Genomic DNA, 16983 nt, shown 5'->3' on the forward strand with positions numbered 1-16983 from the left:
AAAGTAAGTACGTCAATCCAAAAGAGGAAGATAAAGCTGAACAATCTTTCCCTGGTAACTTCCGTCATCACCGATAATTTCTTTTTCCACTATTCTGGCATTAGCATTGTTTGTTTGATTGATAATGTCTAAACGCTCTCTTGTTATTTGCATCCCCATGGATTTTCTTTTCGCATTACGCAGTTTTTCGTCTTCCGACATTTGAGCATCTGCTTTGCAACCATTATCTCTTATTTCAAAGATTAACTCATCCTCTTTACTGTCCACAAAGATTGTAAGAAGTCCTCCGTCTTTTCTGTTTTTTAAACCATGCCAAATTGCATTTTCCACAATAGGTTGAATTATCATTGGCGGAACCATGACAGCTTCACTATCTATGCTTTCATTAATTGTCAACTGATACTTAAAACTATAATTTAGCTTCATACATTCCACCTGAATATAAAGATCAATAACTTCACTATCATCTTTCAGGGAAATATTCTGGTAGTTTGAGTTTTCAAGAATTTTACGGATTAATGTACCTAGTTTCAAAACATAGTTACCTGCTTTTTGCATTTCCTTGTCAGCAATTAAAATGTAAATACTGTTTAAGGCATTGAACATAAAATGCGGGTTTACTTGTGCACGTAGTGCTTTCATTTCAACTTGTGCAACCTGTAACTGCAAGCGACTTTTTTCTATCTGAATTGCCGCTTCACGTTTTGAACGATAGAAAATAAAAAACAAAAAAACAAAAGCTAATAAGAATGTGGCAAAGCTAAACATCATTAGCTCCTTGGACGTAACTAATAAAAAAACACCCATAAAAAATTAACTCGGATTAAATACTTATAATCAAAAAAATACCTGACTGAAATCTATTGGCTAAAATACTTAAAATTGTAAATAAATTATGCTTTTTAAAAAAAATTTAGAATGGTAAAAATATTCGCTTTCCGGGCTTGGCATATTTTTTTCTTTTTGTCTTGGTCTTGACTTTTTTCTCTTCCTTGCGTTGGTTTTTAGCTTCTTCTTCAGGCGTTATTTTTCGCAATGAAATATCCATAAAAATTACATTATTGCCTTTGAGTTTGTTGAATCGGATATTTCTTCTTTCATATCCTTGCCTCCAGATCCTGAAACTAACATTGCTGATTACCTGAAACATCCTTGTGTCGAACCTGCCTGACGGATCGGTATAAATTATTTTATACATCAAACTGCCTTCATAAATTTCAATCCTTACAGAATCGAGTGACGATAGACTTTTCTTCTCTAAAACTTTTCCTTTTATCTGACAATGTTGTGCTTGTGCCAATTGTAATGACAACATAAAAACACAACATAAAAATGATTTAATCATTATTTTGCGGCAGATTGAAGACTTTAGTCTTATACGTATAATATTGAAAATGTTCTGGATATAACAGAATTGCCGCTAAAATTAATATTTTATTATCATTGAGGCATTAATTGAATTAAATTTCACTTTTATGATATGATAACTTTACAAAATCAAACTTTAACAGTTGATATTAAAGAACATGGTGCAGAGCTCTGCAGTTTAAGAAATCTGAACAACTCGATTGAGTATATATGGCAAGCTAAAGCACAATGGGCAAAACATTCACCAATATTATTTCCCATTGTGGGTCAGTTAAAATATAACGAATATAAATGGCAGGGGAAAACCTATCAAATGGAACGCCATGGATTTGCACGTAATATGCCTTTTCGTTTAATAAAGAACGATTTTCATGCTGCCACATTCGAACTGACAGAAAATGCCGAAACACTTAAACAATATCCATTTAAATTTACTTTACAACTTCAATATAAATTAAATAATGATACACTGGCACTAACCTATCATATCAAGAACAACAATAGTCATGTCATGCCTTTTTCCATTGGCGCACATCCTGCATTTAATATACCTCTTTGCACAGATGAAAATTATACCGATTACTATTTAGAGTTTAACGAAAAAGAAAATTGCGGCAATTGGCTTCTCGAAAATGGACTGCTAAAAAACGAATTACCTTTTTTTAATGATTCCAATTTAATTCCGCTATCTAAACCCTTGTTTGAAAAAGATGCATTGGTTTTTAAAAATTTACGCTCCAATCAGATTCAGATTAAGAGTAACAAGTCAAGGCACGGACTACAAATTGAATCCCACAATTTTCCATATCTTGGAATATGGGCGGCAAAAAATGCAGATTTTGTTTGTATAGAACCATGGCATGGAATTGCTGATAGTGTAAATACTTCTGGTGAGATTTTAGAAAAAGAGGGCATCATTTGTCTTGAACAAAATCAAGACTTCTCTTTTACTTTTTTAATAAAAGTTTTTTAAGCAAAGAAGTAACTTATTAAAATTTGAGAAATGTAACAAGTATCAAATAGCTACTGAAGTTTGAATTGGTTTTTTCATTTTAATTTTTCTGTTCTTGATGCTTGTACCAATTGAAACATAAAAAAGTTTGCTTGAGTCCACTTTATAACTTACAGAAACAGGTTTATCGGGTAGATTAAAACTCTCTTGGTTACTTGTCAAAAAATCGTTGAGATAATATTTTGCTTTTATATAAAAGCCGCCTTTAAAATTAATTTGTGCAAACAATGAAGGATTAAAAACATTAACATCGTTGCTAAACCATTGTGATTTTTTAGACTTGTCACCATCGAAAAATATCTTCCTTTTATAGGCAAACATAATTTCAGGTTCGATACCTGCTGTCAGAAAATAGGTTTGCATATTACCTATCTTAACTGCCACAGGAATACCCAAAGAATAAGAGCGTTGTTTTAAAGTCAATTTCTCGCCACCCACTTTCATGGTATTGATAAATCCAACATTTCTAATAGCAAGTCCTGTATAAAACCCAAACACATTTGAAAAATTATAGTGCAATTCCTGACTGGTGTGGAAAAAGGCGCTAAAACGAATTATATTATCTGGTTCTGTAATAGTATTTATACTACCAAAAGGATCATAAACTGCCTTATCAGAAATCTTTAATTCGCCTGCAGAAAAAATAAACTCTCCGGAATTCATAGCATACCACGATTTGACTGGAGTACGTTGAGTTATACTTTTAAGGTCTTGTGCATTGCTGAAATTACTTTTACAACAAATCAGCAAAAGCAAAAAATATCGTCTCATATAAATCTTTTTTTAGTCAAAAATAGCAATTCTGCTAATTCAATTAGCTATTTGGAATAAGCCTAACAATATCACAAATGCTTAAAATTGAGTATATCTGAGTAGTTTTTAGTATCAATTACGAAAGCCAATATCCATTTTTTGAATTTTCACCCAATAAAATCCTTCTTTTACCAAATAGCCATCTCTTTATGGACCGGGCAATCTTAACTTGCTTGGGTTAAATTTTAATTAATAACATAAATCACTAAAAATGGAAAAACAAATTATCCCGCAAAAACTATTTAGTGCATTAAAAGTGGTATTCGTTTTTATCGCTATGTTCTTTTTTAAAGGAGCAATTGCACAAACACAAACATTCACATCATCAGGAACATTTACTGTTCCCGCAGGAGTCACTACTGTACAGGTTGAAGCCTGGGGCGGTGGTGGTGCCGGTGGTGGTGTAGCATCAGGCTTTTTACCCTCCAAATCGTGCCGGTGGTGGCGGTGGTGGTGGTGCCTATTTAAAAAACACATCTGTTACTGTAATTCCCGGCAGTACAGTAACCATCACAGTTGGTGCAGGAGGTACAGGGGTTAATGGTGCCGATGGAAACAATGGTGGTGCCTCATCCTTTGGAGGTCTTGTAACTGTAAGCGGTGGTAATGGTGGTAAACATGGAAGTAATTCACCAGCTAATGGCGCAGCAGGTACCGGTTCATTTGGAACACGCAATGGTGGAAATGGTGCAGCTGCATCCGGAGGCAATTCCGGTGGCGGTGGTGGTGGAGCAGGTACTACCGGAAATGGTGGTAATGCTTCTGGCATGACTGGTGGTACCGGTGGAGCCGGTGGAGGCGGAAATGGTGCTAACGGAAGATCAAGTAATGGAGATGGTGCTGATGCATCTGCGTTGTCAGGTGGTGGTGCCGGTGGCAGAAACAGTAGTAGCCAATGGGGAAGCCGTACAGGTGGTGATGGATACAGAGGTCAGGTAATTGTTTCATGGATTTGTCCTGCTTATAATATTACTGCAATTTCTGCGGTTACTCCCATTTGTCCTACACCCGGTACTTCTGATATTAGTTTAACAGGGTCAGTTACAGATTTACCTGTTGGATTATATACTGTAACCTATAACCGCAGTTTACCTTCTGCAACTGGTTTAACAAGTACAATGACAGTAACTACTGCCGGTAGTGGAATTTTTACTGCCACAGGTTTAACTTCAAGTGGTTCATCGGTAATTACTGTTACCAATTTAAGTTCGGGTGCTCCCGGAGGTTTATGCTCATCTTCAATCACAACCAACAATACTGTAGCTATTACCGTTAATGCTGCGCCTTCAGTAACTGCAAGTAATGATGGTGCAGTATGTGAAGGTCAAACTATACAACTTCATGCTGTAGCAACAGGTGTTACATTTCAATGGTCGGGTCCTTCAGGATTCAGTAGCACCTTACAAGACCCAACCGTAGCCGGTGCTGCTGTTGCCAATGCCGGTACATATACTGTAACTGCTACAGATCCAATAGCCGGATGTTCTGCAACTGCAACCACCAATGTTGTGGTAAATGCTTTGCCTAATGCAAATGCCAGCAGCAATTCGCCTGTTTGTGCCGGACTCTCAATTAACTTATCAACTCCATCAGTATCTGGTGCCAGCTATGTATGGAGCGGTCCTGATGGTTTCACGAGTACAATTCGTAACCCTTCAATTTCAAATGCTCAAGCAGTTAATGATGGTAACTATATTGTTGTTGTTACCAGTTCTGCCGGCTGTACTAATACATCAAATGTAACTGTTAGTGTAATCAATCCTCCGGTTGCATCTGCTTCAAGCAATTCCCCGCTATGTACTGCAACAACACTTAATCTTTCTGCAAGTCCCTCAGGTGCAACTTATGCTTGGAGTGGGCCTGCAGGATATACAAGTTCCTCACAAAACCCGACACGAAGCAATGCAACTTTAGCGATGAGTGGTACTTATACTGTAACTGTAACTCTAGGTGGATGTTCTTCAACATCTTCTACAACTGTTGCAGTCGATCAGGCACCAACAGGTACTCCTACGGTTTCAAATGCAACTGTATGTGAAGGTTCATCTGTAACATTAAATGCCAATCAGGGATTACCTGTTTCTTATTCTGCTTCACCAAACGTAAGCATACCGGATAATAATGTAAGCGGAGTAAATTCAACTATTACAATTCCTGCACAAACTATTGCTTCTGCTACCCAGCTGACTATAGGAATAAATGTTAACCATACATGGGTAGGTGATGTTATTGCAAAAGTTACTTCACCTTCAGGAGTTATTACAGTATTTGACCGTCCGGGTGTGCCTGCTTCAAGTAATGGTAACAGTCAAAATTTAAGCGGATATTATGAGTTTAATGTAAGTGCAGGTACTGTTCTCCCTGAATCAAACTCTGGTCCAACAACGATTCCTACCGGAACTTATGCTCCTTCAAATACAAATGGTACAATAAATACAAATTGGAGTGGAATGACATTCCCAATGAATGCCGGAGGCAACTGGGTACTAAACATGTCTGACAGAGCAGGTGGTGATCTAGGAACATTAGTTTCTTGGACAGTAACTATTGTAACTAATTCTGGAATCACTTATACCTGGACATCTACACCAAACGGATTTAATTCAACAGATGAAAATCCAACTGCAACCATAACCGGAACTACAACTTATAATCTTGCCGCAACAGCAAATGGTTGTACAGCAAACACAACAGTAAGTGTTAATGCAATACCGGGGCCTATGGCGATGGCAAGCAGCAATGCTCCTATCTGTGATGGTAATGATATTAACTTTGTTGCTGACAACTTAGCCGGTGGTCAAGGTAGTGGTAACACTTACCAGTGGTATGACCCCAACAACTTACCTTTCAGCTCTCAGCAAAACCCAAATATATTTGGTGCAACTGCTGCTTATAATGGCATCTACACTGTGGTTGTAACCAATCAATATTTGTGTACTGCAACAACTTCTGTTCAGGTTGATGTCAATCCAAATCCAACAATAAGTGTATCGTCACAAATTAATGTTAATTGTTTTGGCGAAAGCAATGGATCTATTACAACAAACACAAGCTAATGGTACCGGTCCTTATGCCTATACAATTGACTTTATAAACTTTAATGTGGATGGAATATTTGATAATCTTCCAACCGGTACTTATACAGTGTATGTTAGTGATGCCAATGCTTGTCAGAATACAGTAACAACAACAATTACTGAACCTGACTTGCTGCAATTTACAAAAACATATACTGATCAACAATGTCCATCAACATTTGGTAGTATTACTATGAATGCAATTGGTGGAACAACACCCTACATGTACAGTTATGATAATGGAAACACTTTTGTAAACAACAATGCTAATCTAAATCTTACTGCCGGTAACTATGATGTATTGGTTCAAGATGCTCACATGTGTATAACCAATGCCGAACAACAGAATATTGTTTTAGTAAATACGCCATCAACTGCAGCAATGTCTGTTTCTTCTCAAAACGGAAATGAACTTTGTATTGGTGGTTCAACAACACTTTCTGCAGTAGGCGGCACATTAGGTTCTACTGCTGACTGGAAATGGTATAAAACAAGCTGCGGTTTGACACCCGTTGGTACAGGGCCGTCAATTACAGTAAATCCATCATCCAGTACAGCTTATTATGTACGTGCAGAAGATGTTTGCGGTGCAACACCTTGTGCTGATTTATCATTAGCAATTACTGTTGGTGTTCCATCAGCAGCGGTTACCGTTCCTATGACTGGAATGCCGCAAAATATCTGTGCCGGAACCACAGCAAACCTTTCAATTAATGCAGTAGGTAATACAACACAATATGTTTGGGATGCTCCATTAGGAAGCTATTTCAATGGAAACCCACTTAATGTATCACCCTTCATTACGAATACTCCTAATGTACAGGTAACTTTTGGAAACCCTATTACTTCTTTCTATAAAGTAGGTGTACAAGCAGCAAATGCCTGTGGAAGTACCATTCGTAAAATACAACAGACACGTGGTGTAATCTCTGTACCTAAAACAATTATTGGCCCCGGTACGGTATGTGAAAACACGAATAATGTAGCCTATAATATTACCCCCATTGATGGCGCATCTCAATACCAATGGAGTATTACAGGTGATGCTGCTGTTTCAGGAAATGGCACCAATGTAACTATAGACTTTGGCCCAACATGGAATAGCGGAACCGTTTGTGTGGCTGCTCAAACAACCTGCTATACCACCCCGGTAAAATGTATCAGTCTTAGTAAATCTGCCGGTTTACCAAATAATCTATCAGGTAATTTCACTGCATGTCCGAACACAAATCAGACTTATTCAGTAACTGCATTACCGGGTGCTGCAGTATATAACTGGACATTACCAAATGGTGCCTCCGGATCATCAAACAATAACGCTATAAATGTTGCCTTTGGCAATGGATACAATAGTGTTGGAGATGTTTGTGTAAGTGTTACAAGTATATGTGGAGTAACATCTCCATTAAAATGTAAAACTGTTGCTCCGGGATTACCAATGGTTCCTCCAACAATTACTGGAATCACAAACGGAATTTGTAATCAATCCGTTGCTTATAGTGCACCAATACAATCAGGTACCAGTTACAATTGGACAGCACCGGCAGGTGCCAATGTAATCGGACAAGGAAACAACTCTGTAAACATTCAATTTTCGACATTAACAACCGGACAAGTTTGTGTTGTTGCAAGCAATACCTGTGGCGCAAGTTCGCCACGTTGCGTAGCTGTAAAAGGAGCACCAAATCCACCAACAGAAATTTCTGCTTTACCTTCCAGTTGGTGTGCAAACACTCAGGGAATTGAACTTACGGCAGATGTCAGCAACACAACAGGTTCTTATACTTTGAACTGGAGCTATCCATCTGCACCTGTTGCAACGTATGTTGCTGGTGGTGGTAATTCAAACAACCTTACACTTGATTGGGGTACCGGTAATGGAGTGATTGCACTTACTGCCAGTAATGGCTGTGGTTCTGCCACTAAAACTTTTAATGCAACAACCAATTGTCGCGAATCAGAAGAGTTAACTACAACTGGTTTCAACATGTATCCAAATCCTGCGTCTGATATAGTAAATATTGAATTCTGGTCAGATAAAGAAGGTATGCAAAAAACAATTAAGGTTATTGATTTGAGTGGTCGTACTGTTATGGCTCAGAATTTCCAAAGCTTAAGTGGCAGTCAATCCGTTCAGATTAACTTAGCTCAATTTGCGAAAGGAGTATATATGATTGAACTCAATGGTCAAAGAAATAAGCTGGTTATAGAGTAAACCGGCAACGCTGAAACCAAATAAAGCGAGGGTAGCCAAAAGGCTGCCCTTTTTTCTTTTTTGCCCATTTCATCATATTTGTAAAAAGTTTCTACTTTTGATGCTGTCTTTTGAAGTGACCACTTAAAGCTGTTTTGCTATAATTGATTCATTATCATGAAAGGACTTGTAAAAAACGACAGTATATGAACAAAAAAGAAATTGAAGAACTTATTCGCTTTGTTGCCAAAGCCGGAGTGAGTGAAGTGCACCTTGAACAAAAGGATTTTAAAATTACTATTAAAAACCCAACTAAAGAACAAATTGTGCATGTAGCTCCTGCCGTACAGCCTGTCATGCAAATGCCGGCACCAGCTCAACCCCAACAAATAGTTGCGGCTCCAGCAACTGCAGCGGCTCCAGCAGCGAAACCTGAAGGAGATGATTCAAAATACAAAACTATAAAGTCACCAATGATTGGTACTTTTTATAGAACTCCATCACCGGACAAACCAAATTTTGTAAATGTTGGTGATGAAGTAAAAGAAGGACAGGTTATTTGTATTATTGAAGCAATGAAACTGTTTAATGAAATAGAAAGTGACATTAAAGGTAAAATTGTAAAAGTTCTGGTAGAGCATTCTTCTCCTATAGAATACGATCAACCATTATTTTTAATTGACCCATCCTGATTAATTCAATTAGCATTTTCTTAGAATCATTAAGCACTTTGTGACTTTTTTAATTTCATCATTACCGAACTAATTATGTTTAAAAAAATATTAATTGCAAACAGAGGTGAAATTGCATTACGCATCATCCGCACCTGCAAAGAAATGGATATAAGAACGGTGGCCGTTTATTCTACTGCCGACCGTGAAAGTCTGCATGTTCGTTTTGCCGATGAAGCCGTTTGTATAGGTCCACCGCCCAGCAAAGATTCATATCTTAATATTCCTAATATTATTGCAGCAGCAGAAATTACCAATTCTGATGCCATCCATCCGGGATATGGATTTTTGTCAGAGAATTCAAAGTTCAGTGCTATTTGTGCCAAGAATAAAATAAAATTCATAGGTGCTACCCCTGAACAGATAGATGGTATGGGTGATAAAAGCAATGCAAAAGACACCATGAAAAAGGCAGGTGTACCAACTATACCCGGCTCAGAAGGGTTGCTTACCAGTGTAGAAGAAGGTTTAAAAATTGCTGCTGAAATAAAATATCCTGTCATTCTGAAAGCTACTGCCGGTGGTGGTGGAAGAGGAATGCGGATAGTATGGAAAGACGAAGAGTTTGAAGCAGCATGGAATAGTGCACGTCAGGAAGCTGGTGCAGCCTTTGGAAATGATGGCATGTATCTTGAGAAATACATTGAGGAACCGCGTCATATAGAAATACAGATTGCAGGCGATCAATATGGAAAAGCATGTCACCTCTCTGAGCGTGATTGTTCTGTACAAAGAAGACATCAAAAACTTGTTGAGGAAACACCCTCGCCTTTCATGACAAAAGAATTACGTGAAAAAATGGGTGAAGCTGCAATTAAAGCTGCATTAGCAGTCAAATATGAAGGTGTTGGTACTGTGGAATTTTTAGTGGATAAACACCGCAATTTCTATTTCATGGAAATGAATACCCGTATTCAGGTTGAACATCCTGTAACAGAAGAAGTAATTAACTACGACCTTATCAAAGAGCAAATAAAAATAGCCTCGGGCGAGCCCATTTCAGGTAAAAATTACTACCCTACAATGCATGCCATTGAATGTCGTATCAATGCCGAAGACCCTTACAATAACTTCAGACCTTCACCAGGTAGAATAACCAACCTCCACGTGCCTGGCGGACACGGTGTGCGTGTTGACTCTCATGTTTATGCAGGCTACACCATTCCTTCCAACTACGATAGCATGATTGCTAAACTCATCACCATTGCACAAACAAGAGAAGAAGCAATAAATACTATGGAACGCGCATTAAGTGAATATGTGATAGAAGGTGTAAAAACAACAATACCATTTCACATTCAGTTGATGAAAAATGAAGACTTCAGAAAAGGAAATTACACAACTAAATTTCTGGAGTCGTTTAAACTGCTTTAAATCTTACTCTCTTTTAATATCTACTTATTTGCCTCTTCATGCAATATTCGTAAATGCATGGCATTCGGCCTATTCATTTTTACTACTTTTAGGCTGTAAAATGTTTATTAAAATTAAAGGCACACATAACCTGAAACCATTCTTCAGCGTTATATGTTGAACAGAGGGACATGACAGGAAATTACAGTTTACTGATTGAAAAACTCGATGAGTTTATACGTAAATATTACCGCAATCAGGTAATTAAAGGGAGTATTTATGCCACAGGTATAACTATAGGTTTTTTTCTTTTCATTTCATTGGCAGAATACTTTGCTTGGATGGGCTCTTCACTCCGAACTGTACTTTTTTATATTTATGTGCTTACAGTTATTGCCGTCATAAGCAAATTAATAATTATTCCACTTTTCAAAACATGGAAATTAGGCAAAACACTTTCTTATGAGCAAGCCGCAACAATTATCGGAAACCACTTTGCTGAAATAAAAGATAAACTACTCAATACACTTCAACTTAATGAGCTGAGCGAAAACAGCAACAAAGAATTGGTTCAAGCCGGCATAGATCAGAAAATTCAAAGCCTGAAACCCATACCATTTACCGGTGCTATTGATTTAAAAAAGAATAGAAAATATTTGCCATTAGCTTTAATTCCGGCTGGCACATTAATTATCCTGCTGTTTGCAGCGCCAAATGTTATTAAAGAAAGTACAAGCAGACTGGTCAATTATAATGTGACCTATAAAAAACCTGCACCTTTTGAGTTTATTCTTCTAAACAAAGATTTTAATGTCATAGAACAAAATGACTTTACACTTAACTTTAAAATAAATGGGCAAGAGCTTCCAGATCAAGTGTATGTAACATACGAAGGAAGACAGATTAAAGCCGATAAAGAAGACAAACAACATTTTACATTTACCTTTCATCGTATCATAAAAAATACATCCTTTCAATTGATGGCTGATGGCTTTTATTCTGAAAAATATGAATTGAAGTCTGTCCCCAATCCCTTAATTTCTGCTTTTAAAATTGAATTAAACTACCCTCCTTATCTTCAAAAGAAAAACGAAACGTTAAATAATACCGGTGACCTATTAATACCTTCAGGAACAATTGTAAAGTGGACATTTAACACCGTTAACACGTCTGTTTTCAAATTTTGGTTTAATGACAGCCTCACACCATTAGTATCCGACAACAATCTATTCACCATCAGCAAAAGAACCTTAACAGACGCTAATTATTCCATTGCCACTGCCAATAATTTTATAACCAACAAAGACACATTAAAATATTCCATAAACGTTATTCCCGATCAGTATCCAACCATACAAGTAGAACAACAAAATGATTCATCCTCATTACAAAGAATATTTTTTAAAGGAACCGTAAAAGATGATTATGGTTTTTCAAAATTGGCTTTTCATTATCGTTTTATTAAATTTAAAAACGATTCTACAGCACATAGCGATAAACTAAACACAGAAATTCTTACAATCAACAAGAATAATATTCAGTCAGATTTTTATCATTTTTGGGATGGTGCATTGCATGGTGTAGAACCTGGTGATGAAGTTGAATATTATTTTGAAGTTTGGGACAATGATGGTGTCAATGGCCCTAAGTCTGCTAAATCACAATCTTTAATTTTTAAAGCTCCTACACTTCGTGAACTGGCAGAGAATACAGAGAAAAGTAATGATGAAATTAAAAAGGACTTACAGGAAAGCCTTAAACAAGCTTCTAAAATTCAAAAACAAATTACAGATGCTGCACGAAAGCTTACCGAAAAGAAAAAGACAGACTTTGAAGACCGCAAGCGTATTGAAGATTTGCTAAAGCAACAAAAAGAATTAGACGAAAAGTTAGACAAGATTAAGACTGAACAACAACAAAATCTTGCTAAGCAGAACGAGTTCAAAAACAATGAAAGTCAGTTAGCCGAAAAGCAGCAGCAAATACAGGAATTGTTTGACCGTTTACAGAATCCTGAGTTAAAAGAGTTGATGAAGCAATTGGAGCAAATGCTTTCGCAACTTGACAAACAAAGCGTGCAAGAGGCATTGGATAAAATGAAGCTTAACAATAAGGATCTTGAAAAACAAATGGATCGTACGTTGGAACTGTTTAAGCAATTAGAAGTAGAGCAAAAGCTAAAAACCACTTTAGAAAATTTAGATAAGCTGGCAGAAGATCAGAAAAAACTATCGGAGCAGAGTATGGATAAAAATTCCGATGTTGAAAAATTAAAAGAGCAACAAAAGGATCTGAACAAACAGTTTGAAGACATCAAAAAAGATATTGCTGCATTAGAAAAGAAAAACCAGGAGTTGGAGTTCCCGCAGGAGTTGGCTAATACAGAACAGGAGCAAAAAGACATTGAACAGGAGCAGCAAAACAGCGAACAGCAATTGAATGAAAACAAAAAATCAAATGCCGGTAAATCGCAAAAAAATGCTTCGGAAAAGATGCAGAACATGTCGCAAAAGATGAAAAATCAGATGGCTCAAAGCGAAATGGAACAGTCGGAAGAGGATATGGCTTCACTCAGGTATTTATTAGAAAACCTGCTTCGCTTTTCTTTTGAACAGGAAGCCCTGATGCAGTCTTTAAAGACTACAGATGTCAACAATCCGCAGTATGTAAAAATGGGTCAAAGACAGAAAAAACTACAAGACGACCTAAAGATTATAGAAGATTCGTTATTTGCCCTAAGCAAGCGGGTAATACAGATTCAGCAAACGGTAAATACCGAAATTTCCAACATTCAGTCAAATATTCAAAAATCTATTGCATTTTTGCAGGACAGGCAGGTTCCTGTGGCTCGCAGCTCGCAACAATACATAATGACATCAGCCAACAATCTGGCACTACTGCTCAGTGAAGCATTACAACAAATGCAAATGCAGCAGCAACAGCAGAAACAAGGCAATGGCTCATGTAAGAAACCGGGCAAAGGCAAACCAGGACCATCTGCAGAAAAATTAAAAATGATGCAACAGCAGCTTTCTGAGCAAATGAAAAAAATGAAAGGAAAGTTAGAAGGAATGCAAAAAAACGGGGGTAAGGGCGACAAAGGTATGAGCGAAGAATTAGCGAGAATGGCCGCACAACAGGAAGCAATCAGAAATGAATTAAACCAGCTGAACCAGCAGGAAAATAAAGATGGTAAAAACTCGATGGGCAACCTCGGTAATTTAGCCAATCAGATGGAGCAAAATGAAAGAGATATTGTGAACAAAAAAATAACGCAAGAAACACTAAAAAGGCAGCAGGAAATACTTACCCGACTGCTTGAAGCGGAAAATGCACAGCGCGAAAGGGAGCAAGATCAGACACGTAAGGCAGAGCAAGCAAAAGAGCAATTTTTACGTAACCCTGCCGCTTTTGAAGAGTATAAAAAACTAAAAGAAAAACAAACAGAACTTTTAAATACAATGCCTCCGGGCCTCAATACATTTTACAAAAATTTGGTAAACAACTATTTTCAAGGACTTCAATTTTAAGACAGATGACAACAAAAAACATCCAGACAATTCAGATAGAATCTAAACCCGAAAGCATACATATTATAGAGCGTTTGGTTGACGATCTTAAAGGCGAACACAACATTCATGAAGATGCTTATGGCAACATTTTAGTAGCCGTAACAGAGGCTGTTAACAATGCCATACAGCATGGAAATAAATACAACCCAAACCTGAAAGTTAAAATCAGCTACGAAGTAGAAAACGATACTATCTCTTTTGCCATTACCGATCAGGGAAAAGGCTTTGACTATTATAATCTTCCGGATCCTACTGCACCTGAAAATCTTGAAAAACCAACAGGGCGTGGTGTCTTTTTAATGAAACATTTAGCCGATCAGATAATTTTTTCAAACAACGGTTCGTCTGTTGAACTGTTTTTCAAAACAGGGCATGTAGCGTAAAAGTCTTAAATACTTTTACTTTAATTTATCGCAATTTTCATTTTACTAAAGGTATTATCCTTAATGGATTCTACTGCTTTGTTAAAAGTATCGTCACTATCGTTTATGATGTAGAAGTAGGCACCGAAATTAAAAATATCGCGGGCAATGAGTGCTTTTATCTGCGCTTTAATCATGGCTCCTGAACGCTTTAACCCTTCTTCGTCTTTTTTCACCTCTTTCTTTTCTGCATAAGCGATAAAATCATTCATCATTTTATCGTCAACATTAAAACTCTTTTTAAAATTTTCTACTGTTGTGTAAGCCGACTTTAATTTACTTCGGTTATTGTCAGCGTATGTTAGTGCAAACTCACTTAATGCTGCCTTACGAATTAAATCAGAATAATATTTAGAACTGAACATGGTATCTAAAGGCACAAATACATCTGGCATTATACCTCCTCCACCATATACCACACGTTTGGCATTGGTAGTGTACTTTAGAGAGTCATTGAATTTAATACTGTCGGCATGATAGAGTTCACCATGTTTAAAACGGTTGCTGATGTCGTCACTGTATTCTTCATCGCCTTCCTGATAAGACTTTTGAATACAACGTCCTGACGGTGTATAATATCTTGCTACAGTAAGTCTTACAGCACTACCATCGGGCAGTGAATAGGGCTTTTGTACCAATCCTTTTCCAAACGATCTGCGTCCAACAATCAATCCTCTGTCCCAGTCTTGTACGGCACCTGAAACAATTTCGCTTGCTGATGCAGAATACTCATTTATCATTACAACAAGTTTTCCTTTTTCCCATCCACCTGCTGAAGTAGCAAAATAATCTTCTCTGGACTGTGAGCGGCCTTCTGTATATACAATGCGTTTTCCATTACTCAGAAATTCATCGGCCAACTGATGTGCACGATTCAGATATCCGCCACCATTGCTTGTTAAATCAAGTATCAGACTTTTTACTCCTTGTGATTTTAACTTTGCAAGTGCCTCCTTAAATTCTTCTACGGTATTATCTGCAAAACGGCTTATTTTAATGTATCCGATATCGGGTTCAATTTTATAGGATGCATCAACACTAAACAATGGAATTTTATCGCGTGTGATATCAAAAGTTAAAAGTTCTGATTCACCACGTCTGTACATATCAACTTTTACTTTAGTGCCTTTGTCGCCTCTGAGTTTGCTGATAACATCTTTATTGGTGATTTTTACTCCTGCAACTTTTTTCCCGTCAATATTTACAATTCGGTCACCGGGACGAATACCTAATTTTTCTGAAGGCCCTCCTGCTATTGTTTGTGTTACCATAATAGTGTCATCAAGTATGTTGAATTGGATTCCTACACCTTCAAACTTTCCTACCAATGGTTCGTTCATTTCTTTTAACTCATTTGCCGGAATGTATTGTGAGTGTGGATCGCAATCTTTTAAAATAGCTCTGATACCATCGTCAACAAGTTTTGTTTTGTTAACGGTGTCCACATAATAGTAATCTATCATTTGAAGCAATGCGCCTAACTTTTGAATTTCGATGTTTTGTGCTGATGTACTTCGGCAATACGCTAACAGTAATAATACTAATCCTACTTTTTTAAACATTATATTGAACTTTATAAATCTTTATTTACAGAAAGTAAACATACCAAAATTAATGCATGTCGGTTATGATAAGCAACATGCTGAAAGATAGTTTAACAAACTTTAATCTAACAATCAAAGAAAACAGCCAAAACTGTTAACATTTTAACTACCGTCATTTCTTTTCAGTAACAAAATGTTAATAGGTTTGTTGTACAAAATTGTTATTTATCTGATTAATCAATGAAAATTTATACTAAAACCGGTGATAGCGGCAAAACATCACTCATTGGAGGAACAAGAGTTAGCAAACACCATCTGCGTATTGATGCCTATGGCACTGTGGATGAGTTAAATTCTACAATAGGGCTACTAAAGGACTTTGCCGAAGAGAAAGACAGGTGTAGAGAAATATTAGCAGAAATTCAAGACAGGTTATTTACTATAGGCTCTTCATTGGCTGCTGACCCTGAAAAGTCAAAAATGAAAATACCAGATCTGAATACAGAAGATATTACACTATTAGAGAAGGAAATTGACATAATGGTTGCAGCATTGCCCCCTTTAAAATCATTTGTTTTGCCGGGAGGCAATCTGTTAAACAGCCACTGCCATGTGGCACGCTGTGTTTGCCGCAGAGCCGAGCGACTGGCTACGGGCCTCAGCGAGTCGGAGTGGGTAGAGCCAATGGTATTAATCTACCTAAACAGGCTCTCTGACTATCTTTTTATGTTGGCACGCCATGCATGCTTTGTCCGGAATATTACAGAAACTCCCTGGCGGCCAAGAGTTTAGAATCTTTATAACTATTCAAAAAAACACTTGTTTTTTCCAATTTAATTTACATATTTTTGCAGCCCTTAAAAATTAAGGCACAATTAGTTTAATTTTTAAATAAGA

General features: G+C 37.1%; 14 protein-coding genes. 8 read left to right on the forward strand and 6 right to left on the reverse strand.

Annotated elements, in window-relative coordinates:
* Nucleotides 1-12: 12 nt before the first annotated feature.
* Entirely contained in the window at nt 13-807 is a 795-nt protein-coding gene (locus V9G42_13660; GenBank protein ID MEI2760471.1) for a histidine kinase, read from the reverse strand.
* A gap of 106 nt (nt 808-913) precedes the next feature.
* On the reverse strand, nt 914-1345 hold the full coding sequence (locus tag V9G42_13665; GenBank protein ID MEI2760472.1) for a hypothetical protein: 432 nt from the start codon (nt 1343-1345) through the stop codon (nt 914-916).
* A 135-nt stretch (nt 1346-1480) separates the two neighbouring features.
* On the opposite strand from V9G42_13665, the gene V9G42_13670 reads away from it, so the two are divergent.
* Nucleotides 1481-2341: an aldose 1-epimerase family protein gene (locus V9G42_13670; GenBank protein MEI2760473.1), complete on the forward strand. Its 861-nt coding sequence runs from the start codon at nt 1481-1483 to the stop codon at nt 2339-2341.
* A 42-nt stretch (nt 2342-2383) separates the two neighbouring features.
* Here the strand turns inward: V9G42_13670 and V9G42_13675 are convergent, their stop codons facing one another.
* The 3 genes from V9G42_13675 to V9G42_13685 all read right to left on the reverse strand — a co-directional run bounded on the left by V9G42_13675 (nt 2384) and on the right by V9G42_13685 (nt 3962).
* The gene (locus tag V9G42_13675) at nt 2384-3151 is read right to left on the reverse strand and encodes a hypothetical protein (GenBank protein ID MEI2760474.1); all 768 of its coding nucleotides are present in this window, start codon (nt 3149-3151) and stop codon (nt 2384-2386) included.
* A 231-nt stretch (nt 3152-3382) separates the two neighbouring features.
* A complete protein-coding gene (locus V9G42_13680) occupies nt 3383-3670 on the reverse strand; it encodes a hypothetical protein (GenBank protein MEI2760475.1) in 288 nt (95 codons plus the stop codon).
* On the reverse strand, nt 3654-3962 hold the full coding sequence (locus V9G42_13685; protein ID MEI2760476.1) for a hypothetical protein: 309 nt from the start codon (nt 3960-3962) through the stop codon (nt 3654-3656). Before V9G42_13685 ends, V9G42_13680 begins: the two co-directional genes overlap by 17 nt.
* Between V9G42_13685 and V9G42_13690 the strand changes: the two genes are divergently transcribed.
* The 6 genes from V9G42_13690 to V9G42_13715 all read left to right on the forward strand — a co-directional run bounded on the left by V9G42_13690 (nt 3961) and on the right by V9G42_13715 (nt 14503).
* Nucleotides 3961-6249 carry a hypothetical protein gene (locus tag V9G42_13690; protein ID MEI2760477.1) on the forward strand — a complete coding sequence of 763 codons (2289 nt, stop codon included), beginning with the start codon at nt 3961-3963 and terminating at the stop codon, nt 6247-6249. The genes V9G42_13685 and V9G42_13690 overlap by 2 nt on opposite strands.
* Complete coding sequence (locus V9G42_13695; protein ID MEI2760478.1) at nt 6221-8485, forward strand: T9SS type A sorting domain-containing protein; 2265 nt, start codon at nt 6221-6223, stop codon at nt 8483-8485. Before V9G42_13690 ends, V9G42_13695 begins: the two co-directional genes overlap by 29 nt.
* Before the next feature lie 185 nt (nt 8486-8670).
* Complete coding sequence (gene accB / locus V9G42_13700; GenBank protein ID MEI2760479.1) at nt 8671-9156, forward strand: acetyl-CoA carboxylase biotin carboxyl carrier protein; 486 nt, start codon at nt 8671-8673, stop codon at nt 9154-9156.
* Between the two features lie 75 nt (nt 9157-9231).
* Entirely contained in the window at nt 9232-10569 is a 1338-nt protein-coding gene (gene accC / locus V9G42_13705; GenBank protein ID MEI2760480.1) for an acetyl-CoA carboxylase biotin carboxylase subunit, read from the forward strand.
* 170 nt (nt 10570-10739) lie between these two features.
* Nucleotides 10740-14078 (forward strand): hypothetical protein, encoded by a 3339-nt coding sequence (locus V9G42_13710; protein MEI2760481.1) that lies wholly within the window; start codon nt 10740-10742, stop codon nt 14076-14078.
* Between the two features lie 5 nt (nt 14079-14083).
* Nucleotides 14084-14503 (forward strand): ATP-binding protein, encoded by a 420-nt coding sequence (locus V9G42_13715; protein MEI2760482.1) that lies wholly within the window; start codon nt 14084-14086, stop codon nt 14501-14503.
* A 20-nt stretch (nt 14504-14523) separates the two neighbouring features.
* Here the strand turns inward: V9G42_13715 and V9G42_13720 are convergent, their stop codons facing one another.
* Nucleotides 14524-16104: a S41 family peptidase gene (locus V9G42_13720; GenBank protein MEI2760483.1), complete on the reverse strand. Its 1581-nt coding sequence runs from the start codon at nt 16102-16104 to the stop codon at nt 14524-14526.
* Between the two features lie 222 nt (nt 16105-16326).
* Between V9G42_13720 and V9G42_13725 the strand changes: the two genes are divergently transcribed.
* The gene (locus tag V9G42_13725) at nt 16327-16878 is read left to right on the forward strand and encodes a cob(I)yrinic acid a,c-diamide adenosyltransferase (protein ID MEI2760484.1); all 552 of its coding nucleotides are present in this window, start codon (nt 16327-16329) and stop codon (nt 16876-16878) included.
* The last annotated feature ends 105 nt before the right edge of the window (nt 16879-16983 follow it).

It is taken from the genome of Bacteroidia bacterium, assembly GCA_037045145.1.
GTDB lineage: Bacteria > Bacteroidota > Bacteroidia > AKYH767-A > OLB10 > OLB10.